This window comes from Ruminococcus flavefaciens ATCC 19208, assembly GCF_000518765.1.
Lineage (GTDB): Bacteria > Bacillota > Clostridia > Oscillospirales > Ruminococcaceae > Ruminococcus > Ruminococcus flavefaciens.
Genome location: NZ_KI912490.1, coordinates 403,119 through 428,691, shown reverse-complemented (window position 1 = coordinate 428,691; position 25,573 = coordinate 403,119). Strand labels below are relative to the sequence as shown.

The 25,573-nt window shown below is 45.1% G+C and carries 20 protein-coding genes and 1 other annotated feature; of the genes, 10 read left to right on the top strand and 10 right to left on the bottom strand.

Annotation, left to right across the window (positions count from 1 at the left end):
* Positions 1-106: 106 nt before the first annotated feature.
* The gene (locus L870_RS20070; protein WP_051411542.1) at positions 107-670 is read left to right on the top strand and encodes a type IV pilin protein; all 564 of its coding nucleotides are present in this window, start codon (positions 107-109) and stop codon (positions 668-670) included.
* Between the two features lie 61 nt (positions 671-731).
* On the opposite strand, the gene L870_RS0111960 is transcribed toward L870_RS20070, so the two are convergent.
* Both L870_RS0111960 and L870_RS0111955 read right to left on the bottom strand, forming a co-directional pair.
* The gene (locus L870_RS0111960) at positions 732-1,265 is read right to left on the bottom strand and encodes a hypothetical protein (protein WP_155250197.1); all 534 of its coding nucleotides are present in this window, start codon (positions 1,263-1,265) and stop codon (positions 732-734) included.
* A gap of 78 nt (positions 1,266-1,343) precedes the next feature.
* A complete protein-coding gene (locus L870_RS0111955; RefSeq protein WP_028518340.1) occupies positions 1,344-2,315 on the bottom strand; it encodes an RING finger protein in 972 nt (323 codons plus the stop codon).
* Between the two features lie 197 nt (positions 2,316-2,512).
* On the opposite strand from L870_RS0111955, the gene yfmF reads away from it, so the two are divergent.
* Genes yfmF through folD form a run of 4 tightly spaced genes read left to right on the top strand, consistent with a single transcriptional unit; the run spans position 2,513 to position 7,097 of the window.
* Positions 2,513-3,781, top strand: coding sequence for an EF-P 5-aminopentanol modification-associated protein YfmF (yfmF, locus tag L870_RS0111950; RefSeq protein ID WP_028518339.1), 1,269 nt, complete (start codon positions 2,513-2,515; stop codon positions 3,779-3,781).
* The gene (gene yfmH, locus L870_RS0111945; protein WP_028518338.1) at positions 3,778-5,055 is read left to right on the top strand and encodes an EF-P 5-aminopentanol modification-associated protein YfmH; all 1,278 of its coding nucleotides are present in this window, start codon (positions 3,778-3,780) and stop codon (positions 5,053-5,055) included. The genes yfmF and yfmH overlap by 4 nt, the downstream gene beginning before the upstream one ends.
* A gap of 5 nt (positions 5,056-5,060) precedes the next feature.
* Entirely contained in the window at positions 5,061-6,239 is a 1,179-nt protein-coding gene (gene lgt, locus L870_RS0111940) for a prolipoprotein diacylglyceryl transferase (RefSeq protein WP_028518337.1), read from the top strand.
* Positions 6,240-7,097: a bifunctional methylenetetrahydrofolate dehydrogenase/methenyltetrahydrofolate cyclohydrolase FolD gene (folD, locus tag L870_RS0111935; protein WP_028518336.1), complete on the top strand. Its 858-nt coding sequence runs from the start codon at positions 6,240-6,242 to the stop codon at positions 7,095-7,097.
* A 200-nt stretch (positions 7,098-7,297) separates the two neighbouring features.
* On the opposite strand, the gene L870_RS17550 is transcribed toward folD, so the two are convergent.
* Positions 7,298-8,041 (bottom strand): hypothetical protein, encoded by a 744-nt coding sequence (locus L870_RS17550; protein ID WP_037272070.1) that lies wholly within the window; start codon positions 8,039-8,041, stop codon positions 7,298-7,300.
* Between the two features lie 709 nt (positions 8,042-8,750).
* Here L870_RS17550 and L870_RS0111925 point away from each other — a divergent pair.
* The 3 genes from L870_RS0111925 to L870_RS0111915 are packed head-to-tail and all read left to right on the top strand — an operon-like array spanning position 8,751 to position 12,786.
* Entirely contained in the window at positions 8,751-10,442 is a 1,692-nt protein-coding gene (locus tag L870_RS0111925; protein ID WP_242836507.1) for an MBOAT family O-acyltransferase, read from the top strand.
* A gap of 12 nt (positions 10,443-10,454) precedes the next feature.
* The gene (locus L870_RS18645; protein ID WP_051411541.1) at positions 10,455-11,417 is read left to right on the top strand and encodes a GDSL-type esterase/lipase family protein; all 963 of its coding nucleotides are present in this window, start codon (positions 10,455-10,457) and stop codon (positions 11,415-11,417) included.
* Positions 11,418-11,469: 52 nt separating this feature from the next.
* Complete coding sequence (locus L870_RS0111915) at positions 11,470-12,786, top strand: protein kinase domain-containing protein (RefSeq protein WP_028518334.1); 1,317 nt, start codon at positions 11,470-11,472, stop codon at positions 12,784-12,786.
* 232 nt (positions 12,787-13,018) lie between these two features.
* Here L870_RS0111915 and L870_RS0111910 read toward each other — a convergent pair whose 3' ends face one another.
* Together L870_RS0111910 and L870_RS0111905 are read right to left on the bottom strand one after the other, a co-directional pair.
* Positions 13,019-13,324: a hypothetical protein gene (locus tag L870_RS0111910; protein WP_028518333.1), complete on the bottom strand. Its 306-nt coding sequence runs from the start codon at positions 13,322-13,324 to the stop codon at positions 13,019-13,021.
* Between the two features lie 278 nt (positions 13,325-13,602).
* Complete coding sequence (locus L870_RS0111905) at positions 13,603-14,871, bottom strand: hemolysin family protein (protein WP_028518332.1); 1,269 nt, start codon at positions 14,869-14,871, stop codon at positions 13,603-13,605.
* A 684-nt stretch (positions 14,872-15,555) separates the two neighbouring features.
* On the opposite strand from L870_RS0111905, the gene L870_RS17540 reads away from it, so the two are divergent.
* Positions 15,556-17,142 carry a S1C family serine protease gene (locus L870_RS17540; protein ID WP_080676442.1) on the top strand — a complete coding sequence of 529 codons (1,587 nt, stop codon included), beginning with the start codon at positions 15,556-15,558 and terminating at the stop codon, positions 17,140-17,142.
* A gap of 78 nt (positions 17,143-17,220) precedes the next feature.
* Here the strand turns inward: L870_RS17540 and L870_RS0111895 are convergent, their stop codons facing one another.
* Positions 17,221-19,842 carry a valine--tRNA ligase gene (locus tag L870_RS0111895; RefSeq protein WP_028518331.1) on the bottom strand — a complete coding sequence of 874 codons (2,622 nt, stop codon included), beginning with the start codon at positions 19,840-19,842 and terminating at the stop codon, positions 17,221-17,223.
* A gap of 172 nt (positions 19,843-20,014) precedes the next feature.
* Positions 20,015-20,253, bottom strand: a binding site (T-box leader).
* Between the two features lie 609 nt (positions 20,254-20,862).
* On the opposite strand from L870_RS0111895, the gene prfB reads away from it, so the two are divergent.
* Positions 20,863-21,981 carry a peptide chain release factor 2 gene (gene prfB, locus L870_RS0111890; RefSeq protein WP_028518330.1) on the top strand — a complete coding sequence of 373 codons (1,119 nt, stop codon included), beginning with the start codon at positions 20,863-20,865 and terminating at the stop codon, positions 21,979-21,981.
* Between the two features lie 148 nt (positions 21,982-22,129).
* Here prfB and L870_RS0111885 read toward each other — a convergent pair whose 3' ends face one another.
* From L870_RS0111885 to gdhA, 4 genes are all read right to left on the bottom strand, one after another.
* Positions 22,130-22,507: a DUF4363 family protein gene (locus L870_RS0111885; RefSeq protein WP_028518329.1), complete on the bottom strand. Its 378-nt coding sequence runs from the start codon at positions 22,505-22,507 to the stop codon at positions 22,130-22,132.
* Positions 22,494-23,210 (bottom strand): DUF421 domain-containing protein, encoded by a 717-nt coding sequence (locus tag L870_RS17535; protein WP_080676441.1) that lies wholly within the window; start codon positions 23,208-23,210, stop codon positions 22,494-22,496. Before L870_RS17535 ends, L870_RS0111885 begins: the two co-directional genes overlap by 14 nt.
* 57 nt (positions 23,211-23,267) lie before the next feature.
* Positions 23,268-23,894: a cytidylate kinase-like family protein gene (locus tag L870_RS0111875; RefSeq protein ID WP_028518328.1), complete on the bottom strand. Its 627-nt coding sequence runs from the start codon at positions 23,892-23,894 to the stop codon at positions 23,268-23,270.
* A gap of 253 nt (positions 23,895-24,147) precedes the next feature.
* Positions 24,148-25,515, bottom strand: a complete 1,368-nt coding sequence (gene gdhA, locus L870_RS0111870) for an NADP-specific glutamate dehydrogenase (protein ID WP_028518327.1) — start codon at positions 25,513-25,515, stop codon at positions 24,148-24,150.
* Between the last annotated feature and the right edge of the window lie 58 nt (positions 25,516-25,573).

Genomic DNA, 25,573 nt, shown 5'->3' with positions numbered 1-25,573 from the left:
CACCGTCAGAAAATTTTCTTGAACGAACTATTGACAAGTTCAAAAAAACATCGTATAATAAGAAAAAATCATCATTATTTTGCGTTATAAGTTAGGGGGAATTTATATGGCAAAATTTAAAAGACATGGTTTTACACTTATCGAACTTATCGTTGTAATTGCGATAATCGGTGTATTGGCTGCAATACTTATACCTTCTATTATGGGGTACGTAAAGAAGTCTAAGCGTTCAGCCGATATTGCAGGTGCCAAAACAATATACGACACGGTTCTGTCTGTAATCGCTGATGATGAAGACGCTATGATATCATTTACAGAAAATAATCCATCTACTCATAATGTAACAGTAAAAAGCAACGGAACAACTCAAACATACACACTCGTCACAGTATGCACCAAGGACGGTGCTGCAAATGTGGGCGGAAATCGTTCAGTCTGGAGCGGCGGAAGTAATGAAGCAAAGCTCTTTCAGGATGCTCTGAATCAGATGAGCGGCGAAGGCAAATCTCCTATAAAATATACAGTATCTGCTACAGGAAAGCCACTCAACCGCTGGTTCATCTGTTATCGTCAGGGTAACGGTCTCGACGCTGAGATATGGGTCGGTGACGGAAGTTCAAATACACCAATGTATAGGCTTTGGCCTAATACAGATGCAGACTATCAATAACAAATAAGCATTATAATGATGAAAACCCTGTGTACTTTTAAAGTACACAGGGTATTTTTTATCATGTATAATTATAAAACAACATGAATGATGCTGAACTGTATCCGCAGTCTGCAAAGCGTTTTTCCACATTTTCTGCGGATATCGCACTTCTGACAGCGGCTGAGGTTCTTGAATAGACCTTTCTTTCATCATCTGTCATTTCACCTTTGTTTTTATTAAGGAGCAGCATATTATAATTCGTCTTTAGATCCACCATTCCGTCCGCGACAAGATATTCCGCAAGCTGTGACTTCATGTAATAGTAATCCACATCTCCGCTTTTACAGATAAAAACAATCTGTGACGGTGTATACGAATTACAGCCTGAATAACTGCCTCCGTTATAGTCGATAACCTTTTTCTTTCCCCTGAAAACCTTTACTCTTGTATTGTTTTCCGGATAATTGGTCTGCTCGCAGTAATTTACAAGATAATCCTCACCAAGACCGTTAACTATCTGATATGTATATGTGGGATAGTCCTGAACCGCACAGCCAAATAAAAAGATACACAAAAAAGGCAGAAGCAACAGATATGCTTTTTTTAGCCTCAAATCATATCACCCCAATATATTATGCATATCCTGAAAGGATATGCATAAGCTTTTTCTTTTAAGCCCTGTAATTACCTCTTACATAAGACACAGAGTACTGAAATCCTTGATAGTACCTGCCATTTCAAATCCGTAATAAAGTGCGGCAAGCACAGCAAGTCCTATACCATACTTTATAGCTGTTATTATTAACATATTGACAGGTCTGATACCGCCTGCCGTCTTTATCATAGAAGCAGGCCTGCCGCTGGTCTTATGCTTTTTCACCGAATTTACCGCAAAACGGAAGTACAGCCAGTTTGCAAATATACAGAATAACGCTCTCACTCCGATATCAGCCACAAGACAGATATCGCTCACAGCCTGTATCATATGCTTGTTGCTTGATACAAAGCTTGAAAGCTCATCAGGGAACTCCTCGATATAGAGCAGAAGATCGGCGGGAAGATTCAGCAAAACTCCGAGAATTGCCGCTAATATAGCCCAGCCCCACATTTTTCTGTTGGCAAAATACAGTGTGGGAAAAACAAGACTGAAAAAATTGAATGAAGGCTTAGTACCGTCGTCCTTCATGCGTTTGAATTTCGGAAGATAGTATATAGTGCTTGGTCCTACAAAATCGTTGACCTCCTGCATCGACGCGCCGCCCATATCCTCATTCGGATCAAATCCGAGATATTTTATGGGATCTATCATGCCCTCCATCTCGGCAGAAAACGACTCATGCAAATTATCGTCTGTATTTTCGTAAATATTCTCATTCTGCGAAACATTTGCATCATCGCTCAGTTCTTTACCGCATCTCTGACAATTGCTGTCGGCCGCCCTGTTAGGATAATTGCATACGGGACATATCCTGTAAAGAGGCTTGTTTTGTACGCTTCTCTCCCATTTTCTGCCTGTAGAATGATATTCTTCATTGGCACATTTATTTTCAGCAGCATAACATTCTCTGTGATGAGGCGTACCGCATTCAGGGCAAACTACTATATCGTCATCTGCCGTGAAGATCTCTCCGCAGACAGGACATTTTTCACCTTTATAATCCATACTCTGCCTCCTTTTTATAAATACATATATTAACTCTTTTATATTATACCACTTATCATACGCAAAAATCAAGTATTTTACCACAATATAATGTTCGTTATAACAAAATTTGAAAAAAATGAAAAATACTATGGTATTTTATTTTTAAGTGTGTTATAATATAGTGTATAGCTTTTTAGGATTGGAGTGTAAGCTTGATGATATATAAACGGTTCGAGTTGGGCAATGAGATCGAATTTACTGCTATTATTGACAATAAATTCAAGTCCAGTTCCCTCGCGGTCTATTTCATTACAGAGCTTAATGAAAAGACGGCAGCCGTAAATAACCTCGGAATAAGCATTCTTACCGTTTCCAGCAGCCAATACAGGACATACGCCTCGCTGTGTGAAAAGCTTTCGGAGCTTTACGGCGCAGGACTTGGTTCTTTAGCAAGAAAAAAGGGCGATGCACAGATACTTGGGCTGAGAGCTTCATGGCTCGATAACAAGTACGCTCTTAACGGAGAGGATATAAACGGTGAAATGCGCCGGCTGCTGCAAAGCTGTATTTTTGAGCCGAATATCAGCGGAAAGGAATTTGATCCCGATTCCTTCAATATAGTAAAAAAGGACCTTATCGACAGAATAGACGGAGAGCTCAACCAGAAGCGCAGCTACGCCATATCTCAGGCTGCAAAAACCGCCTTCAAAGGTGAGCCTGCCGAGTGTACAGGCTACGGAAGCCGCGAAGCTGCCGCAGAGGCGACTTCCGGGGACGCCCTCAGTGCCTATCATGAGCTTATGAAAACTGCACGGATAGAGGTATATTACGTCTCTCCAAATGAGGACAGCTCCTTCGCAGAAATGTTTGCCGAGGGCTTCAAGGACATAGAAAGAGCTCCCCGAAAAGCCAGTGTACGCAACCACAGTCCCCTGAAACCCGAATCTGTGACTGTTTCCGAGGAGTTTGACGTAAATCAGTGCAAAATGGTACTGGCATTCAAGACAGACTCCGATGATAAATATGCACTGAAAATGCTCAGCATCATATACGGTGAAATGCCGTTTTCAAAGCTTTTCCTCAGTGTCAGGGAAAAGCTGAGCCTTTGCTACTACTGCACGAGCACTTCTATCTCGGCAAAGGGAACCTTCTTTGTGGACAGTGGAATTGAACGCTGTAATATCGACAAAGCCCGCGATGAGATACTCGCTCAGCTCGAAGAGATAAAAAAGGGCAATATCACCGACGAGGAGATCGAAAGCTCTCTTATGGCGCTGGATAACGCAATATTACAGATAGGCGATACTCCTTCCTCTTATATAAGCTGGTTTTTCGACTGTTTCAGCGACGGGCAGTATATAACTCCCGAAGAACATTTTGAAAAATTCAAGGCAGTCACAAAAGAAAAGATCATAGAGGCTGCAAACTCCCTGAAGCTTGATACCGTATATCTTATGCTTGACAAGGAGGTACAGGAGCAATGAACAAGGAAATAATTACAAGCCCGCGCACAGGCGACAGCTGTATACACGTAAAGCATAAGAGCGGACTTGATATATATATATGCGAGATGCAGGGATTCAACAGTATAGAAGCCCTGTTCGGCACAAAATACGGTTCTGTGAATACAATGTTCAAGACTGCCGCAGATAAGGATTATACGACTGTTCCCGAGGGAATCGCTCACTTCCTTGAGCATAAGCTCTTCGAGAACGAGGACTGCGGAGTATTTGAGCTTTACGCCAAAACAGGTGCTTCCTGCAATGCCTTTACGACCTTTGACAAGACCTGCTATACATTCAGCTGTTCAAAGAACTATGAAGAAAACCTGAAAATCCTGCTGGATTTTGTCAGAAAGCCCTATTTCACCGACGAAAACGTTGACAAGGAAATGGGAATCATAGAGCAGGAAATAAAGATGACCAATGACAATCCGGAATGGCTGGTATTCTTCAATATGCTCAGCGGTATGTACCACTCACACCCTGTAAAGATCGACATTGCAGGTACTGTGGAAAGCATATCCCACATAGACGCCGATCTGCTGTACAGATGCTATAATACCTTCTATGACTTGAATAATATGGTACTTTCCATTGCAGGAAACATCAGTGCGGACAAGGTACTTGAGATATGTGACAGCTGTCTCTCTCCCTGTGCCGACAAGGGACTCGAAACGGTATTCCCTGATGAGCCCGATGATATAGTTAAGCCAGAGATACGCGAAAAACAGCCTGTAGGCGCTTCCATCTTCCATTTAGGCTATAAATGTACCGCCAAAAACGGTCTTGAACGCCTTAAGGATATTGCCGCTGCATCTACCGCATCTGCTCTGCTCTCAGACCCTGCACTGCCTATGTGCGAAAGGCTTCTCAAGGAAGAGATAATCAATTCCACATTCGGCGGTGAAGTATTCTACGGCGACAATTATTTTACAGTTATATTCTCGGGCGAGTCCGACAAGCCCGAAATAATAAGAGAAGCCCTCTTTGAAGAAATAGACCGCCTTGTAAGCGAAGGCATCAGAGAAAAGGACTTCCAGAGAATAAAGAAATCCTCATACGGCATGATGATCTTAGAGCTCAACAACGTTGAATCGGTCGCAAACATGATGCTGAATGCTCATATAGACGATGTAGGTCCATATGACGCTATCGAGGTGCTGTCAGCGCTGACCAGCGATGACGTTATTGATTATATGCGCAGAGAACTGCGCCGTGACAGGTGTGTACTGTCTATAATAGAAAAGGAGGCATAATTTTAATGTCAACAGAAACACTCTTAGAACCAAACGAAATACAATTCCCCGAGCTGGGCTGGAAATTCCACATTGATCCCACAGCCTTCAGTATCCGCGGAATACAGATACAATGGTACGGTATCCTTATCACATTGGGGCTTATCCTTGCACTTGTATATGCTCTTCCGAGAATGAAACGTTTCGGACTCGATGCCGACAGAGCTATCGACGCTGTAATCGGCGGCGTTATCGGCGGTATCATAGGCGCACGTGTGTACTATGTGCTCATGCGCTGGGACGAATACAAGGGCAAATGGGGAGACATAGTCAATACCCGAAACGGCGGACTTGCCATATACGGCGGTATCATAGGTGCACTTCTTGTAGGACTTATAATATGTAAGATACGAAAGATCAAGATGCTCCCGATGCTTGATATAACAGTTATCGGCTTCCTTATCGGACAGGGTGTCGGACGCTGGGGCAACTTCGTAAATCAGGAGGCTTTCGGAACAAATACAAGCTCATTTCTCGGCATGACAGGCGGTACTATCCAGCGCACTATCAGCGACGGTATGCAGATGGGCGGAGATATGTACAACAACGGTCTGGATATGCTCTGGGAAAAGCCTGTACACCCTTGTTTCCTGTACGAATCATTATGGTGTCTGCTTGGCTTTGTTATCTTCGCATTCTGGTCAAAGCGCAGAAAGTACGACGGACAGCTTTTCCTCATGTACCTTACATGGTACGGCGCTGAACGCTTCATAGTTGAGGGACTCCGCACCGACAGCCTTATGCTCGGAAATATCCGCGTATCACAGGCACTTTCAGCAGTAATATTCGTTGTATCGTTAATACTTCAGATAGTATTCTTTGCAAAGAGAAAGCGCGATCCCGATAGCATGGTGCTTTACGCAAATACAGAGGAATCACACCGCCTTATCGAGGAATCACGCAGAAAGAAAATGAACATAAAGGGTGATGACGCTAAAATAGGCGTTGACGATGACGATGATCTCGATATCTTCAACGACGATGATGATGATTTCGATGAAAGCGAACTCGATGATGATGACGAGGACGATGACGACGACGATGAACCCGATGACGGCACAGACGACAATGACGATGACGACATCGTGGAAATAAAAGATAACAATGAGGACGAAAAGTCCGACAGCCATAAGGAGGACAAATAAATGGCACAGTTAATTGACGGAAAGGCAGTTTCCGCAGCAGTAAAGCAGGAGGTTGCTGACGAAACAGCAAAGCTCAGAGAAGAAAAAGGACTCAAGGTAGGTCTTGCAGTAGTTATCGTTGGAAACGATCCTGCATCGAGAGTCTATGTAAACAACAAGAAAAAGGCTTGTGAAGCTGTAGGCTTCCAGTCATACGAGTATGCACTCGACGAGAACACCACTCAGGAGCAGCTCCTCGACCTTGTAAATGTACTTAACCGCGATGACAGAGTTAACGGCATACTTGTACAGCTCCCTCTGCCAAAGCATATCGACGAAAAGGCAGTTATCAACGCTATCTCACCCGATAAGGACGTTGACGCTTTCCACCCTATCAACGTAGGCAAGATAATGATAGGCGAATACTCATTCCTGCCATGTACTCCCGCAGGCGTTATGCGCCTTATCGAGAGCACAGGCACTGACATCACAGGCAAGCAGTGCGTAGTTATCGGCAGAAGCAACATCGTAGGCAAGCCGCAGGCAATGCTTCTTCTCCAGAAAAACGGCACAGTTACTATCTGCCACTCAAAGACAAAGAACCTCAAGGAGATATGCCTCGGTGCTGATATCCTCGTAGTAGCTATCGGACGCGCTAACTTCGTTACAGGCGATATGATTAAGGAAGGCGCAGTCGTTATCGACGTAGGCATGAACCGCCTCGACAACGGCAAGCTCTGCGGCGACGTTGAGTTCGAGTCAGCAGAAAAGAAGGCTTCCTTCATCACTCCCGTACCCGGCGGCGTAGGTCCTATGACTATCGCAATGCTCATGAAAAATACCCTCACAGCTGCTAAACAGCAGGCAGGAATTGAATGAGCCGTTAGCCATTAGCCGTTAGCTTGTAGGAGCTGCCTTTGGCAGTCCGCAAGTCTCAAAAAGACCTCAAATGACCATTTGTAGGGGCGAACATCGTTCGCCCGAAATAGCCGCAAAAACTAACGGGCGCACAGTGTGAGCCCCCACAGACAGAAAAAGCGCAGCAGGTATTATCCTTGCTGCGCTGTGTTTTTATTATGTCATGGAGTCCATGTCATATTCACACAAGTAATTGTCCAATCATTTTTGTTATCAAAGCTAAAAACGATGCTTCTTTCCTCGTCGGTGAAAACAGTTGATGTTTCTGTATAAAAGAATCCATTTTCACCTTCTTTGTAAGTCGGTTCGCCGCTGTTTGCGGTAAGTTCATCTGCTGTAAGATTATAAGGGAAAGCAAATTCAAAACCATTGCAGTATTCCCCGTTTTTCTTATCAAGTTTGCTGCCATCATAGCATATATAACAGAGAACACAGTCTTTCATCGGTGTTCCTTCCTCTTTAAGATTGCAGAAATATAAATCGCAATATGCTTCAGAATTTCCTAAAGGTACGGAATATTCAATTGCACAACCAGCCACGTGCGGATCACCGTAAAAGCTTTCTTTCCACACCTTATCGTAATTGTCCTTTGGCTCTAAGCCTGCATCAAGGAAATCCTGTAATGTAGATACGCCAAGCGTCATCAAATGACCGTTATACTTAAAACTCATGTTATTAAAGTCAACGTATTTGTCGCTGAGCTCTGTTGGAACAGCCGCCTCTGTTGCTGCTTCTGTGGTTATTTCAGCTGTTGTTGCAGCTTCTGTTGCCGCTTCTGTTGTTATCTCGGCTGTTGTAGCTGCACCTGTAGTCTTTTCTGTTTTATTGTCGCTCTTTTCGCTTTCGCCGCAGGCTGTAAGTCCCAGTGCTGCAATGAGCGCTGCTGCGATAAACTGTTTTTTCATGTAAATTTCTCCTTTTTCACCTGTTATCAGGCTTTATTCGTTGTCAATTATAGCACCGACCGCAGAAGCCGTCAACAAACAAAAAAAATTAATCATAAAAATCGTGCGTTTGATTAAATTTCAGAAATATCAACAGCAATATATTAGTTATAACGCTCACCGTATGTTGCTGTATGGCAAATATTGCGGCACAGAGCCTTTGACCTACGCAACACATAAAAATGATCCAATTTGTATGGGAGCCCGCCCTCGGGCTCCCGATCACTATGATATCGTTATTTCACGGACTGCCAAAGGCAGCCCCTACAAATTATCATTCTTAATTTGTCCGCGTAAGCGGACACCATAATTACGCATTACGAATTACGCATTACGAATTAACGGGAGCCCGAGGGCAGGCTCCCCTACAAGCTAACGGCTAACGGCTCGGAACGCCGAGGGTGACTCCCTGTAGTACAGGGAGATGTCCGTAGGACAGAGGGTCGCGGCGCCTGTTGGGCGGCGTTCCCTACATTAATCACTAATAACTAATCACTAAAAAGAGGCAGTTTACTGCAAATTGCTACATTATTCCAAAGCTATTGACAATTAATCGTCAAACGTGTAAAATAGTAATGTATGAGTTTAAATATTGCTATTTTTCGTAGATTATACAGCCGCGACAAACAGCAGCAGCTCTAACAAATGAATTAACTAAAGGGTGGTACATTTGGTATTCAGCAGCTTGGAATTTATTTTCATATTCCTTCCTGTTTTTATGATAGCCTACTCGGCATCTGAAAAAAAATACAGAAATCCTGTTTTATTGATATCCGCTGTTATTGTCGGAATAGTCATGTTTTATATAATGAGGCTGTTCAAGCCTCTTCCAATTCTTATTTATCTTGCATCTGTGGTCTGGATACTGTATGAATCGAAAACCGCTTCGGAAAAACGCTTCCGATGTGTTGTGCTTATCTTCGGCAGTGCGGCGGCAGCCTTTTTCCTGTTCCACACTCTCGGCTATACTAAACCGCTGCATATAATACTCTATCTGCTGGCAGTAGCTATACTGTTCAGGCAAGTCCTGATATCCTCACGGATAGAGTATCAGAATCTTGTTATATTTACAGGAAGCGTGGTATTCTACAGCTTCGGCGTAAAAAAGCCTGTTTATATACTGCTTTTCCTGCTTACCGTACTTCTCAACTTCATCGTCGGACAGTTCATCGAGCACAGCAAGCATACTAAAAAACTGTGGCTTTTATTCGGTGTCCTCTTCAACTTCTGGTGGCTCATATTCTTCAAATACTGGACCTTCGGCACTGAGAATATCAACGCCATTTTCCACCAGAGCCTTACCGTAAAGGATATTATCCTCCCTATCGGCATAAGCTTCTATACTTTCCAGAATGTATCATATATAGCCGATGTTTACCGCGGAAAGGCAAAGGCTGAGAAGAAGCTTGTAAACTACGGTGCATACATCACCATGTTCCCGCAGCTCATCGCAGGTCCTATCGTTACATACGACCATGTTGCAAAGGAGCTTCAGAAGCGAAAGCACTCGTTCCGCAAGGTGGAGGACGGTCTCAAGACCTTTACCATAGGTCTTGGCTATAAAGTCCTCATCGCCAACCAGATAGGCGGTCTCTGGAGCGATATATCAACCATTGGCTACGAGAGCATATCCTCACGCCTTGCATGGCTTGGCATATTCGCCTACTCATTCCAGCTCTATTTCGATTTCTGCGGATATTCCCTCATGGCAATAGGTCTCGGCAAGATAATGGGCTTTAATCTGCCCCGAAACTTCGACCACCCCTATCTCTCCCTCACTATGACAGAGTTCTGGAGAAGATGGCACATGACCCTCGGTACATGGTTCAAGGAATATATATATATCCCTCTCGGAGGAAACCGTAAGGGCGCAGCCGCTACCATAAGAAATACCTTTATAGTATGGCTGTTTACGGGTCTGTGGCACGGTGCAAGCTGGAACTTCATTTTATGGGGACTCGTTCTCTTTGCAATAATCATGACCGAAAAGAACTGGACAGGCAAGGTGCTGAATAAGATAAAGCCTCTCGGACATGCCTATATGTTCTTAGTGATACCGCTGACATGGCTTATCTTCGCTATTACAGACTTCCATGAGCTGGGCATTTACTTCAGGAGACTTCTTCCGTTCCTGCCTCAGAAAACCTATGCCATACTGGACAAGGACTACGCTAAATACTGGGGAATGTACTGGAAATACTTCCTTGCAGGCTTTATCTTCTCAACAACTCTTCCTCAGAAGGTATACAGAAAGATGAAGAATTCCCCCTTCACAGCCATCGTCCTTCTTGCAGTATTCTGGGCATCTGTCTACTGTATGTATAAGGGACTCGATGACCCGTTCATGTATTTCAGATTTTAAGGAGAGACTATCTTGAGCAGATTCAGACAAGGCATATATGCGATAATACTGCTTCTTACCTGCTTGTTCGCATCACCGTTCATATATAAGCAGATATGGAACAACAGTAAAACTAAATCCCCAAAGCCGGCAGTCAAACCACCTGTTGCCGCAGCACAGCCTGCATCGTCAGCAGATGACGCAAATACAGCTACTCAGCCCGCATCTGAAGGTGAAACAACTCCTGCGGACGCAGAAAAGGCAACCGAGCCTGCTCCTGCACAGACAGGAGTACAGTTCGTGGAGAGCGGCCGTGAATATTTCGATGACGCGCTCTTTATAGGCGATTCCCGTACAGAGGGCATACGCGATTACGGAACTCTGAAAAATGCACAGTATTTCTGTCACCGCGGTCTTTCATCTTATCAGATAGATAACTCACCTGTTAACGGCAAAACTATATGGGAGTTTCTCAACGGCAAAAAGTTCGGCAAAATATACGTAATGCTCGGTATAAATGAAGTCGGCAACGATATCGAATATACTGCTTCCGCTTTCAGAAAGCTCGTTGATGGTATCAAAGAGGTGCAGCCTGATGCTATCATTTACATTCAGGCAAATCTCCACGTTGCTTCCTTTGCAGAAACAGACATTATCAACAATGAGCGCATCAACGCTCTCAACAGCAAGCTGTCGGAGCTTGCAGACAACAACAAAGTATTCTTCCTCAATGCAAACGGCATCTTCGATAATGAGTACGGCGCACTTCCCGACGACTGTACAAGCGACGGAATCCACTTCTTAGCAAAGTATTATTCAAACTGGTGCGACTGGCTTTGCCAGAATACTGTACAAAAGGGCGGAAACTCCGCTCCTGCAACTACAGCCGCACAGCCATCTGCCGAAACATCTGAAAACAAGACAGAGGAACAGACCTCAGCTGCTGAACCGACAACTACAAAACTTCCTCAGAACGAGGAATTCTCAAATATGTAACAAACAGCGGTAAATTCCGCAGAAATATAAGGGATATGAAAGGAGCTAAATCATGGCAGAACTCAAAACAGGCTATAAAGGCAGAACTATTTATAATTCTACATTTACCATACTGGAATTTCTCGGCGGCGGCGGTCAGGGAAATGTCTACAGAGTAGAGTGCGGCGGCAAGGAAATGGCGCTTAAATGGTACCATAAATCCACCGTTGATAAAATGAAAAACCCTGAGGAATTCTACGAAAACCTCAAGGCAAACATAAAAAAAGGCGCTCCCACAAAGAATTTTCTCTGGCCTGAGGAGCTTTCCAACTGGATAGACGGCAGCTTCGGCTACATAATGCCCCTTCGTCCAAAGGGATATGAGGAGCTTACACGCTTTCTGCTCTGGGATCCGAAAACCCGCCGTATGAAGGCAAGCTTCGCAAATATAACTGCTCGCTGCAATGCAGCTATAAATATCATCGAAGGCTTCCGTGCCCTCCATAACGATGGCTACAGCTATCAGGACTTAAATAACGGCAACTTCTTTATTGATCCGCAGAACGGCGACGTGCTCATATGTGACAACGACAACGTTTCCGAACGCGGAGTAAACTTCGGTATCGCAGGCAAACAGCGCTATATGGCACCTGAGGTAGTCCTCGGCGGTGCTCCCGACAAGCGTTCCGACCGCTTCTCACTTGCTGTAATACTCTTCCGTATGCTCTTCATTGAGCACCCACTTGAGGGCAAGTACTCGACTCCCCCGTGTATGACTCCCGAGCTTGAAAAGAAGTTCTACGGCAGCGACCCTGTTTTCGTACTTGACCCCGAGGACGACCGCAATGCTGCAAATAATCAGCTCAACACGAATACTCTCCGTTTCTGGAAGATATACCCCGAATATATCCGCGACCTGTTCATACAGTCCTTTGGCAAGAGCTCAGTAAAGCCGCCTTATGACCGTGTTATCGAAATGACATGGCTGGACGCTTTCGTAAAGCTGAGAAGCGAGACTGTTCCCTGCCCTCACTGCGGTAAAGAGACGTTCATTACACCAAAATACTCCGTAAGCTGTATGTACTGCGGCGGTCAGCTCACCTGCACCGAAAGCATCAAGTTTAAACGCTTTGAGCTTCCTGCATTCGGCGGTGCTAAGCTCTATGAGGGTATGACAGGCGAAACTGACGGTGATTTCCACAAGATCATCGGCGAGGTAGTCCGCAACAAGAAGGACCCCAGCAAGCACGCTCTGCGCAATCTCACTCAGGAGACATGGAGCGTAAAGCTTCCCGACAATACAGTAAAAACTGTCGACCCTAACGGCATCATGCCCATAAATAAAGGCTTCGTCCTTACTATCGGCAGAAGCGAGGGTACAGTAGAATAAGAAAAGCTCCCGAAGCTGTAATTGTTTCGGGAGCTTTCATTTTATTGTGTAGGGGCTGGCGTCCTCGACAGCCCGAGCCATGAGTCGTCCGCAAGTTGAGAGTTGTTAAACAATATCCCTCTTCCTTCCTTCCTTCCTTGCTTTTTATTTAGATATGCAATGCACTTTTATGCTTTAAATCGTTCAAGAGTGGAAGGAAGGAAGGGGGAATTTTATGTGTCAAATCCAACTCCTATCTGCCCCCTGCATGATGCTGCTTTGTTCTGAGGCATTTCACTATTCCTGTGATAATCAATATAGGAGCTGCTATTATTAGCAAAAGTCCAGCTTTTTCAAGGATACTCATATTCTTGAAGATACTTTCAGAAATGAATATAGCCGTTGGACTGTCTGCGCCGCCGATAATGCCTATACTTTCGGGCTCATCAGAAGTGAGCGTCCTTATTATCCCAAGTATCACACGTATATTAACGAGCAGCCCCACTGCAAGGAAGATAATGCCTGTTAATATAAAAGCTTTTTCTTTTTTCGATTTCATGGCTCTGACCGCCTCAATTCTCTGAAAAATGCACGGACGACCAGCTCTGCATATAGCATTGCCAACCAAATCACAGATTTGGGGCACTGCTTAAATGGTCGTCCCTACAGTGTGTCATTTGAAATTTGTATGTATTTAGAGGGCGCACGGAATGCGCCCCTACAGTGCAGAACCTGCGCCCCTTACGCGTCCGTGTATCATCTGAAATTACGGACTGCCAAGACAGCACCTACAATCTTAGTTCTTAGCTCTAAGTTCTTAGTACTTAATTCTTAGTTCTATTCTTCTTCCTCGTCATCTTCATCATCGTCAACGGGAAGAACCTCGATAATTACCTTTTCTACGGTCTGCTCATTCACTTCTGCAGCTGTGATGCGGAAAATACCGCTTTCGGCAGTCTCTCCTGCTTCGGGGATATGCTCCATAACGTCTGTTACCCAGCCGCCCACAGAGGTATAATCCGTAGTTATCATATCCTCGTCAAGATCGAGCATTTCCAGCATATCGCTTATGCTCATATCTCCTGCGACCTCGTACTTATCAGGAGCAAGCATCATGATATTTGTCTCTATCTCGTCGTCCTCATCGTATATCTCGCCTACAAGCTCCTCGATGATATCCTCAAGGGTAACTATACCCTTAGTACCGCCGTACTGGTCGATAACTACCGCAAGATGCACCTTTGAACGCTGCATATCGCGCATTGCCTCGCTTATGAGCTTTGAATCCGCAATATGAGGGACTTCCTGTATTATTGACTTGATATCGTTTCCGCCCTCCACAAGCATCTTGAAGAAAGCCTTATTTGTGATGATGCCCACTACGTTATCAAGACTCTTTTCATAAACAGGAAGTCTTGAATACATTTCCCTGCTGAAAAGCTCCTTTATCTCGTCGATAGTCGCATTAAGTTCAACTCCCACGACCTTGACACGGGGAATTAGTATCTCATTCACGTTAATTTCATCGAATTCAAGGGCACTCTTTACAAGCTCGCTCTCCTGCTCCTCGATAACGCCCTGTTCTTCGATCTCGTCGATCATGTATTTAAGCTCTTCCTCGGTAACGCTGGGAGCTTTATCTTCTTTCGAGACAAGTGAAGAAAGCTTATTGAGCAGCCATACGAAGGGCTTGAACACCATAACAAGGAATGAAAGTGCGGGAGCAAATGCAAGTGCAAGCTTTTCCGCATTTTTCTTTGCATATGATTTTGGCAATACTTCGCAGAATATCAGTACCAATACAGTAATAACGATGGTGGATACTGCCGCGCCCTTGCTTCCCATAAGCTTTATAAATACGATAGTGCTGACCGATGAAGTAGCAATATTGACGATATTATTGCCTATAAGCACCGCCGTAAGGACTTCATCGAAGCGATTTGCCAGCTTCAGGGCTTTTTTAGCTTTTTTATTTCCCTGCGCCTCATAATTTTTCAGTCTGAGCTTGTTGACACTTGAAAATGCTGTTTCAGTGCCTGAAAACAGGGCTGAAAATATCATCATGGCAATGACAAGAACTATCTTCCATATATCTGAACTGTCCATAATTTTCCTTTCCTTATATATAATGTTTTTATTATATCATATATATAAGAATAATGCAAGAGCGCGGCATAAAATTATCCGATCAATTATTCTAAGCGCGAAAAGGGTGCGCAGGCTCTGCGCTCACGCGATGATACTGCACATTCGTTTACTATAACTCGCGGCGTTTTTTTCACCTTACGCAAAAGTTATCACGCGGAGCAAGGGTGCACAGGCTCTGTGCTCACGCGATGAGATATGCCTTTTGTTTATAATATCTCGCGGCTAAAATCTAACCACCAACAAAATCATCACGTGGAGTAAGGGGGCACAGGCTCTGTGCTCACGCGATGATACTGCACATTCGTTTACTATAACTCGCGGCGTTTTTTTCACCTTACGCAAAAGTTATCACGCGGAGTAAGGGTGCGCAGGCTCTGCACTCACGCGATGATATTTCCCTTTCGTCTGTTATCTCTCGCGGCTAAAAGCTAAAGTCCCAACGAAACTTTCACGCGGAGCAAGGGTGCACAGGCTCTGTGCTCACGCTGCTTACACATTAGGTTATGAATTGTGATAGAATTTACACATAAAATTCTCAAAAACAATACATTAATCGCATTTTTATTTCACATAGGCTAAATATAATATAATTAAAGCTTGAGGGAAACCTCAGAAGAATAAATGAAAAGGAAAGTGAATAATATGAGTGAGTATAATTACAATTACAATAATAACACAGAGGAGAACGGAAGCAATTACAACGGCTTCAGTACAGACGGCGGCAATAATAACAACAAGCCTCCGAAAAAGCATACAGGTCTGAAAACAGCAGCCTTTATCATGGCTATGGCTATCGTATCAGGCGGTTCTATTCAGGCTTACCGTTATTTTTCAGATGACGATATGCCCCAGACTGCTGTAGTCGATGAAGCAAAAGCAGATAACGATAATGAAGAAAAGACTTCCACAAAGACTGCTCTTGCAGCTCAGAACATAAGCATTATCGAGCCTGTAGAGTCAGACGGCAAAGCACTTTCAAACGAAGAGATCGTAAAGAAAGTCCTTCCTTCAGTAGTCGGTGTTGAGTCTACATTTGAAATGGAAATGCAGTCTCAGATGTCTATCCCCAATGACTTCTTTGATTTCGGAGGCTTTGGCGGCTTCGGCGGCTTCGACGGCTTTGGCGGTGACTACGATTACGGCGAGTCTCAGCCCCAGACAAAGGAATACAAGGGTACAGGCACAGGCGTAGTTGTATCAGAAAACGGATACATCGTTACAAACGCTCATGTTATCTATGACAGCGAATACGGCGCATGCAAAGCAAAATCTGTAAAAGTCCTGCTTGGTGACGATACATACGATGCAGATATCATCGGTTACGATGTAGACTGCGACCTTGCAGTTCTCAAAATAGACGAAACAGGTCTTACAGCTGCTGAATTCGGCAACAGCGACGAGCTCCAGCTTGGCGAATCTGTAATTGCTATCGGCAATCCTTTGGGATTTGAACTTAAAAATACTGTTACAGGCGGTATGATCTCGGGTCTTGACCGTGACATCACTATCAACGACAAGGCTATGAACCTTATCCAGACTGATGCCGCTATAAACTCAGGCAACTCAGGCGGACCGCTTATCAATAAGTACGGTCAGGTCATCGGTATCAACTCTTCAAAGATGTCCTCATCCTACGGTTCATCGGAGGCTTCTATCGAGGGTCTCGGCTTTGCTATCCCTTCAAATGCAACAGCATCTATCATTGACGATATAATGAAGTACGGTCACGTTACAGGCAAGCCCCAGCTGGGCATCAGCTGTCAGGCTATATCCGAGGCTGCTGCTGAGATGTACAATCTCCCTGTTGGCGTAATGATCAAGCAGATCAACGAGGACAGTGCCGCTGACAAGGCAGGTCTTGAGGAAGGCGACATCATCGTTGAGGCTGACGGCGAGAAGGTAACTACAACAGCAGAGCTTGTTGCAAAGAAGAACAAGCACTCCGCAGGCGAAGAGTTCGAGCTCACTATCATGAGAAACGGCGTAGAAAAGACCATTGTTGTAACTCTTGACGAGCAGGTACAGGAAACCGAAAATGAAGAGAAGAACAGCGAAAAGAACGAAAAGAACGAGGAAAAGGAAGAGAATAAGTCCAAGAAGAATGCCGAGGTAGAAGAAGAGGATGAAGATGAGGACGAGGACGAAGAGAACGAAGAAGAGACCACAACTAAGAGCAAAAAGTCAAACAAGACACAGAAGGGCTCTGCTGACGCAGAAAACTTTGATTAAGATTCTTTCATAATATTCTTCCTTCATTATATACTAAAATAAGCTCCCCTGAAAACGGGGAGCTTATTGCATTTCATATTACTTTCTGAAAGCTGCGATAGACTGCTCTATCTTAGTCATTTTTTCCTCTGCCTTTGCAAGCTTAGCCTTTTCAGCATCTATGAGCTGTGCAGGAGCCTTTGCGATAAAGCCCTGATTGTTGAGCTTTCCGCTGAGGAAGTCAATATCCTTCTGTACCTTAGCCTTTTCCTTTTCAAGTCTTGCTATCTCCTTCTCCTTGTCAACAAGCTCGTCCATAGGTATGAAGATACGAGCGGAGTCGGTAACAGCATTTGCCGAATCAGGGATATCAAACTTATCACCTGTTTCAACTGCCGAAGCGGAAGCCAGCTTCTCGAAGAATACTGCGCAAGAGTTGAACAGCTCCTTGTCGGCAGTCTCAATGAAGAGCTTAGCCTTTACCGACGGAGGTACGTTCATTTCTGTACGTGTATTTCTTATGGCCTTGATAGCTGATATTATCTTCTCGAATGCCTTTTCCTCTGCGCTAAAGTCGATAGAAGCATCGTAGGTAGGGTATGTTTCGAGGATTATCATTGACTTCTCGTTTGTGAGAACCTGCCATATCTCCTCAGTAATGAACGGCATGAATGGGTGGAGAAGCTTCAGCATACCCTGCATTGCCCATACAAGAACTGCCTGAGCCTTTGCCATTGTCTCGCCGCCTGCCTGAATTCTCGGCTTTGTGAGCTCGATATACCAGTCGCAGTAAACGTCCCAGATAAAGTCGTATATCTTCTGTGAAGCAACGCCAAGCTCGTATCTGTCAAGGTTCTCGCCAACTTCCTTGGCAAGCTGATTGAACTTGTTTACAAGCCACTTGTCCTCTAATTCAAGCTCTGTGGGAAGTCCCTTGAACTCGAAATCCTCGGGGAGATTCATCATTATGAAACGTGAAGCGTTCCAGAGCTTGTTTGCGAAGTTACGGGCAGCCTTTACCTTGTCGTCGATATAACGCATATCATTTCCGGGTGAGTTACCTGTAGCAAGCATGAATCTGAGAGCGTCAGCGCCGTACTCGTTGATAACTTCAAGAGGATCGATACCGTTGCCCAGTGACTTGGACATCTTGCGTCCCTGTGCGTCACGTACAAGACCGTGGATAAGAACTGTATCGAAAGGTACCTTGCCCATGTTCTCAAGACCGCTGAACATCATTCTGATTACCCAGAAGAAGATGATGTCGTAGCCTGTAACGAGGGTATTTGTAGGATAGAAATACTTTAAGTCCTCAGTGTTCTCAGGCCAGCCAAGTGTTGAGAAAGGCCAGAGTGCAGAGCTGAACCATGTATCGAGGGTATCGGGATCCTGTCTCATGGGCTTGCCGCACTTAGGACAAACTGCGCTGCTTTCCTTTGTTACTACCATTTCGCCGCAGGCATCACAGTAGAATGCAGGTATCTGATGTCCCCACCAGATCTGACGTGAGATACACCAGTCCTTGATATTTTCGAGCCAGTGGAAGTAGATCTTGTCGAAACGCTCGGGAACGAACTTAGTATCGCCGTTCTTAACAGCCTTTATAGCAGGCTCTGCAAGAGGCTTCATCTTAACGAACCACTGAGTTGATACCTTAGGCTCAACAGTAGTGCCGCAGCGGTAGCAGGTACCAACGTTATGGCTGTAATCCTCTATCTTAACGAGAGCGCCCTCAGCTTCAAGATCTTCAACGATCTTCTTTCTTGCCTCGTAGCGATCCATGCCTGCGTATGCAGGGTAATCGTCAACGATAGTAGCGTCATCGTTCATTACATTGATAACGGGAAGATTATGACGGAGACCTACCTCAAAGTCGTTAGGGTCGTGAGCAGGAGTTATCTTAACTACGCCTGTACCGAAGTCCATTTCAACATAGTCATCGGCAACGATAGGAATCTCCCTGTGAACCAGAGGAAGGATAACTGTCTTGCCAACCAGGTCTGTGTAACGCTCGTCCTTAGGATTTACAGCAACAGCTGTATCGCCGAGGAGAGTCTCGGGACGTGTTGTAGCAAGCTCAAGATAGCCGTCCGAGTCCTTTATCTTATAGCGAAGATGCCAGAAATGACCTGCCTGATCCTCATAAGTAACCTCAGCATCTGAAAGTGATGTGCGGCATTTAGGACACCAGTTTATGATACGTTCACCTCTGTAGATGAGACCTTTTTCGTAGTATTTGATGAATACTTCCTTTACAGCCTTTGAGCAGCCCTCGTCCATAGTGAAACGCTCTCTTGACCAGTCACATGAAGAACCCAGCTTTTTGAGCTGTTCAACGATGCGTCCGCCGTACTGCTTCTTCCACTCCCATGCGCGCTTCATAAAGCCCTCACGTCCGAGGTCTTCCTTGGTAACGCCTTCCTTGCGCATAGCTTCAACTATCTTAGCCTCTGTAGCTATGGCAGCATGGTCTGTACCCGGGAGCCACAGTGCGCTGTAGCCGCTCATTCTCTTCCAGCGGATAAGGATATCCTGTAATGTCTCATCAAGGGCGTGTCCCATGTGGAGCTGTCCTGTGATGTTCGGAGGGGGGATAACTATAGTGTAGGATGTTTTCTTCGGGTCAGCCTCTGCGCGGAAGCAGCCCTTTTCATTCCAAGCGGCATAGATACGATCCTCAAAGTCTTTTGGATTATATGCCTTAGCAAGTTCCTTTGCCATTTTTCTTCTTCCTTTCAGTCAGTTAAAATTCGGAATTCGGAGTTCGGAATTAGGAATTGCGGTGTGCCCTAAAGGGCACAGATCAAAATTTCAAATGTTCGCCGTCAGGCGACACATTAATTCCGAATTACGCATTCTTAATTACGAATTAAAAAAGCCCCGAACCACTAAGGTCCAGGGCGAACTAATGTCCGTGTTACCACCTGAATTCGGGAGCCTTCTCCCGCACTCTGCGAGGTCTGCAAACCTCTTCCCCTGTAACGTGAGGAACACGCCGCATACTACTGAGCAAAGCCGTTGGCACGCGAAGCTCCGAAGCTACTTCCGCAGGTCCGTCATACTGCCTTTCACCGCACGGCAGCTCTCTGAAAATCGGGTATCCTGAGTACTCCTCTTCATCATCGCCTTTGAATACTCTACTATTATACACGATAAATCCGAGTTTGTCAAGACGAAAAATCAAGAACTGAGAACTATGAACTAAGAATTGTAGGGGCGCATTCCGTGTGCCCGTAACAATTATGTATGCCGTAACTATGTGTAGGGGCTGGCGTCCCCGACAGCCCGTAAGTAAGAATCGTAGGGAACGCCCCTAACAGGAGCGATGACCCGTTGTCAGCTCTGCTGACATCTCCCTACACTGTAGGGAGTCACCCTCGGCGTTCCGCGGATAACGATACAAACATAATCAGCCCCTGCAATTGTTTTCATCATATTTGCCGCGTTACCTGCGGACGCGCAATGCGCGTCCCTACATCGTGTTCATGTTGTTTACATCGTAAGGCATACACGGGCGAGCGGAACTCGCCCCTACAGTCTAACGGCTCGGAACGCCGAGGCGGCATTCCCTACACTTCTACTCTCTACTTACTCGCGGACTGCCAAAGGCAGCCCCTACACTAATCACTAAGCACTAACCACTGCTCACTAAATATTTGCAAAAAACTGGCTCTCACCTCTTGCGTTCAGTCCAAAACTGTGATATAATATATGTATCTATGTTTGAAAGGAATTACAGCTATGATAATACTTGATGAACTCAGAGTCGAAATGACAGGCTACCGCGCTGAAATGAAGGAGCTTGCCGACGTACTGAATATAGAAGCTGCTAAGAAAAGAGTAGCTGAGCTTGGCGAAGAAACTGCCAAGGAAGGCTTCTGGGACGACCTCGAAAATTCTCAGAAGGTACTGAAAGAGCAGAAATCTCTTGAAAGAAAGATCGAGCATTACAATCAGCTCAACGAAAACCTTGAAGATATCATCACTCTCATCGAGCTTTCTATCGAGGCTGACGACGAGAGCGACATCGAAGAAATAAAGAAGGAGTCCGAAGCCTTCAAGACAAAGCTGGAGGACGAAAAGCTTGCAACTCTCCTCACAGGCGAGTACGACAATGCAAACGCTATCCTCACTTTCCACGCAGGTGCAGGCGGAACAGAAGCTCAGGATTGGGCAGAGATGCTCTACCGTATGTACAACCGCTGGGCTGAACGCCATGAGTTCAAGGTCGAACTGCTGGATTATCTCGACGGCGACGAAGCAGGAATGAAGTCCGCTTCTATCCTTATCGAGGGTGAAAACGCATACGGCTATATGAAGTCGGAGTCAGGCGTTCACAGACTTGTCCGTGTATCTCCTTTCGACGCACAGGGACGCAGACATACATCATTCGCAGCACTTGAAGTAATGCCCGAGCTTGACGACTCTATCGAAGTTGATATCCGTCCGGAGGATATCGAAATGGAAGTTTACCGTTCAAGCGGCGCAGGCGGTCAGAAGGTAAACAAGACCAGCTCGGCTGTACGTCTTATCCATAAGCCTACAGGTATCGTTGTATCTTGCCAGACTCAGCGAAGCCAGTACCAGAACAAGGACTACGCCATGAAGATGCTCCGTTCAAAGCTCATTGAGATCAAGGAGCGCGAGCACCTTGAAAAGATCGAGGATATCAAGGGCGTTCAGAACCAGATCGCATGGGGCTCACAGATACGTTCCTATGTATTCATGCCCTATACTCTCGTAAAGGACACACGTACAGGCTTTGAAAACGGCAATATTCAGGCAGTTATGGACGGCGATATCGACGGCTTTATCAACGCATACCTGAAGTCGCTCTCACACGGAACACTTGAAAAGTAAGCTTTTAGAGTTAGCGACTCTCCACTTTATAAATACAAATCATAATAACATTACCCCCGAAACCTTTTAGTGGGTTTCAGGGGTTTTTATCTTTTTATCCGCCGCAGGCGACACAACAACTCTCAACTTTAAACTCTCAATTCTCAACTCAGAATACACTTGTAAGAAGCGGTGTTTCACCGCTTTTCAGCATTTCAAGCATATCGCGGAGCTCTGCAAGCTCCGCTGTCATTTCGTCTTCTTCATTCTCTGCAAGGAAAACGATACGCGAACACAGACGGTCTATCTCAATGAGCCTGTCGTATTTCAGCATAACAGAAGCCTTTTCACGAAAGCTTTCCCAGTCCGCATTCATTGCCCTTGCTCTGTCAGCCGCTGCACTGATATCGCCTTTTCCCTCAAGCTCATGTATAATATCAATCTCACTCAGCATAGCATCGCAGCTGTGGTTCACCCATATACTTGAAAAAACGCTTATCCCAACAAGCATAAGCAGTATTGCCGCACTTATCTTAACTCTTGTCATTTTTCTCACCTATCATCAGAATCTTCGGAGGTCTCCCCTGCTTATCCGCAACAAAGCACTTCCCCGACTCATCAGCCGTCATAATAAAGACATTATCAGCTGAAAGCCCGTTCCTTTTCAGTAATGCCTCAACTGTGCTCCTCCCAAGTTTCAGCGACTCCATAGCCTGTGGGATATATCTTCCGTCGGATATTATAAGCACGGGAGGATCGGAGCAGTCCGCGGCTATTTTCAGGTCATTACGACTCGGAGTATCCTCGGCAGACTTTTTCATTACGGATATGCTTCCCGTAGTTTCAACAATTGCGTACTGCACCTCGCTAAGGTCAAAAATATCCTTGCTTCGCAGTGCCATGAGCAGGTCGTCCACAGAAAACCGCAGCTCACGGAGTATATCACGCTCGATGCAGCCTCCGCGAATGACTATCTTAGGACTTCCCGATATTAGCCTGCTGAGCTTAGGAGATCTAAGGTTTATACAAGATACTATGACCTCAAAGCATACAAGGGCAAGAATAGGTGTTACACCGACTATTACGGGGATATTCACATCTTCGATGGGCAGGGTTGCAATATTTGAGACAAGGATAGTGATGACCAGCTCCGATGGCTGAAGCTCCCCGAGTTGACGCTTTCCCATAAGTCTTACGGCGAAAATAACGAGTATATACAGAATCAGTGAACGAATAAGAACTACACACATGAAAACAGCTCCTTTGCAGCTATTGTGCCGCAAAAGGAGCTGTTTATTCTTTATAATTTATTCTTCTTCAAAACGTGAATTATACTCCAGATAAGCCTTAACGATTATGTCCGCACACAGCTCATCACCAAGCACCGCACTGTTGAGACAAAGCTCATACTGATCCTTGTCCTGCCATGTCTTTCCCGTATTTACATTATAGAAGGTCTCACGGCGTTTATCTGCTTTTTTCATAATATTTTCCGCTTTATTCTCACTTACGCCGTAATCCTCGATAGCACGTTTAACGCGGGACTCAGGGTCAGCGTAGATATAAACGCTGAAGCAGCCTTTTTCTTCAAGGATATAATTTCCGCATCTGCCAACAAGCACAAAGCTTTTCTCGTTTTCAGCCAGTTCATTTATGATACGGCTCTCCATAAGGAACACCTTATCCGAAAGAGGCAGATTTTCCTCCATAGTTCTTGCAGGATTAGCGGATAGAAGAAGCGAATAAAGGAAACTTGTAGGAACATTCTCCTCGGCATTTTCAAGATATTCGGTAGCGATACCGCATCTTTCAGCAGTCATTTCAAGTATCTGTCGGTTATAGCATTTGATACCAAGTTTCTCAGCAGCAAGCTTACCGATGACACTACCGCCGCTTCCGTACTGTCGTTCAATTGTAATGATAGATTTTTTCATCGGATAGTCCCCCTCATGTTCAATTATTATTAGATTGATAAAATAACTACAGATATATTATACCACATCTTGCACATATTTCAAGTTGAACATAAATAATTATTGTATATTTAGTAAAGTTCTATGTTTTAAACAATTTATTAGCCTGTTAATTGTGCAATATATTAAAATTAAAAACCTCCCGTCGGTTAGCACAACGGGAGGTATTATTCTTTACTGCTCTACTGATGAGTCACTATCAGTTTTTATTCAATCAGACGCAGCCCTGAGCCTTCATTGCCTCAGCAACCTTGAGGAAGCCTGCAATGTTAGCACCAGCCATGTAGTTGCCAGCCATGCCGTACTCCTTAGCAGCCTCATCGCAAGCCTTGAAAATAGACTTCATGATGCCGTGGAGCTTCTCGTCAACTTCTTCAAATGTCCAGCTGAGTCTCTCGCTGTTCTGGCTCATTTCGAGACCTGATGTAGCAACACCGCCAGCGTTAGCAGCCTTAGCAGGACCATAGAGGAGACCATTTGAGAGGTATGTCTCGATAGCCTCAGGAGTTGAAGGCATATTAGCACCCTCAGCTATAGCGTAGCCGCCGTTAGCAACGATAGCCTTAGCGCCGTCAGCATTGATCTCATTCTGTGTAGCGCATGGAAGAGCGATATCAAGCTTGATTCCGCCTGCATTGCACTTGAGAGTCCAAACGCTGCCCTCGTGGTACTCAGCGTTCTTGTGTGAAGTTCTGCCGATGTATTCTTTGATACGTCCGCGCTCAACCTCCTTGATCTGCTTAACGAGATCAAGATCGATTCCGTCAGGATCGTAGATATAACCGTTAGAGTCAGAAACTGTAACTACCTTTGCACCGTACTGAGTAGCCTTCTCTGTAGCGTAGATAGCAACGTTACCTGAACCTGAGATAACAACTGTCTGACCCTTGAAGCTCTTGCCGTTAGCAGCGAGCATTTCATTTGTGAAGTAGCAGAGACCGTAACCTGTAGCCTCTGTTCTTGCAAGTGAACCGCCGTATGTAAGACCCTTACCTGTGAGAACGCCAACGAATTCGTTGCGGATTCTCTTGTACTGACCGAACATGAAGCCGATCTCTCTTGCGCCTGTTCCGATATCACCTGCAGGAACGTCGCAGTCAGCGCCGATGTGCTTGCAGAGCTCTGTCATGAAGCTCTGGCAGAAACGCATGATCTCTCCGTCGCTCTTGCCCTTAGGGTCGAAGTCGGAACCGCCCTTACCGCCGCCCATAGGGAGTGTTGTAAGGCTGTTCTTGAATACCTGCTCGAAACCAAGGAACTTGATGATTCCGAGATATACTGATGGGTGAAGTCTGATACCGCCCTTGTAAGGTCCGATAGCAGAGTTGAACTGTACTCTGAAACCTCTGTTTACCTGTACCTTGCCGTTGTCGTCAACCCAAGGAACACGGAACATGATCTGTCTCTCAGGCTCTACGATTCTATCGAAAACGCCTGCATCAATAAGGTCCTGTCTCTTCTCAGCAACAGGCTGGAGAGTCTCAAGAACCTCTGTAACAGCCTGGATAAACTCAGGCTCGCCCGGATTTCTCTTCTTAACTGTTTCTAATAAATCGATAAGATACTGATTTTTTAACGCCATTGTTAAAAAACCTCCTTTTCTAAATTCTGCGGATACCGCAGTTCATATTAAATTATAG

What these genes read in the sequence shown, in the direction of transcription:
- L870_RS0111915 (WP_028518334.1), top strand. Translation starts at nt 11,470, where the DNA reads ATGGCAGAACTCAAAACAGGCTATAAAGGCAGAACTATTTATAATTCT.
- L870_RS17540 (WP_080676442.1), top strand. Translation starts at nt 15,556, where the DNA reads ATGAGTGAGTATAATTACAATTACAATAATAACACAGAGGAGAACGGA.
- L870_RS0111885 (WP_028518329.1), bottom strand. Translation starts at nt 22,507, where the DNA reads ATGACAAGAGTTAAGATAAGTGCGGCAATACTGCTTATGCTTGTTGGG.
- yfmH (WP_028518338.1), top strand. Translation starts at nt 3,778, where the DNA reads ATGAACAAGGAAATAATTACAAGCCCGCGCACAGGCGACAGCTGTATA.
- L870_RS17550 (WP_037272070.1), bottom strand. Translation starts at nt 8,041, where the DNA reads ATGAAAAAACAGTTTATCGCAGCAGCGCTCATTGCAGCACTGGGACTT.
- L870_RS20070 (WP_051411542.1), top strand. Translation starts at nt 107, where the DNA reads ATGGCAAAATTTAAAAGACATGGTTTTACACTTATCGAACTTATCGTT.
- prfB (WP_028518330.1), top strand. Translation starts at nt 20,863, where the DNA reads ATGATAATACTTGATGAACTCAGAGTCGAAATGACAGGCTACCGCGCT.
- L870_RS17535 (WP_080676441.1), bottom strand. Translation starts at nt 23,210, where the DNA reads ATGTGTGTAGTTCTTATTCGTTCACTGATTCTGTATATACTCGTTATT.
- L870_RS0111875 (WP_028518328.1), bottom strand. Translation starts at nt 23,894, where the DNA reads ATGAAAAAATCTATCATTACAATTGAACGACAGTACGGAAGCGGCGGT.
- yfmF (WP_028518339.1), top strand. Translation starts at nt 2,513, where the DNA reads ATGATATATAAACGGTTCGAGTTGGGCAATGAGATCGAATTTACTGCT.
- L870_RS0111895 (WP_028518331.1), bottom strand. Translation starts at nt 19,842, where the DNA reads ATGGCAAAGGAACTTGCTAAGGCATATAATCCAAAAGACTTTGAGGAT.
- lgt (WP_028518337.1), top strand. Translation starts at nt 5,061, where the DNA reads ATGTCAACAGAAACACTCTTAGAACCAAACGAAATACAATTCCCCGAG.
- L870_RS0111955 (WP_028518340.1), bottom strand. Translation starts at nt 2,315, where the DNA reads ATGGATTATAAAGGTGAAAAATGTCCTGTCTGCGGAGAGATCTTCACG.
- folD (WP_028518336.1), top strand. Translation starts at nt 6,240, where the DNA reads ATGGCACAGTTAATTGACGGAAAGGCAGTTTCCGCAGCAGTAAAGCAG.
- L870_RS0111905 (WP_028518332.1), bottom strand. Translation starts at nt 14,871, where the DNA reads ATGGACAGTTCAGATATATGGAAGATAGTTCTTGTCATTGCCATGATG.
- L870_RS0111910 (WP_028518333.1), bottom strand. Translation starts at nt 13,324, where the DNA reads ATGAAATCGAAAAAAGAAAAAGCTTTTATATTAACAGGCATTATCTTC.
- gdhA (WP_028518327.1), bottom strand. Translation starts at nt 25,515, where the DNA reads ATGGCGTTAAAAAATCAGTATCTTATCGATTTATTAGAAACAGTTAAG.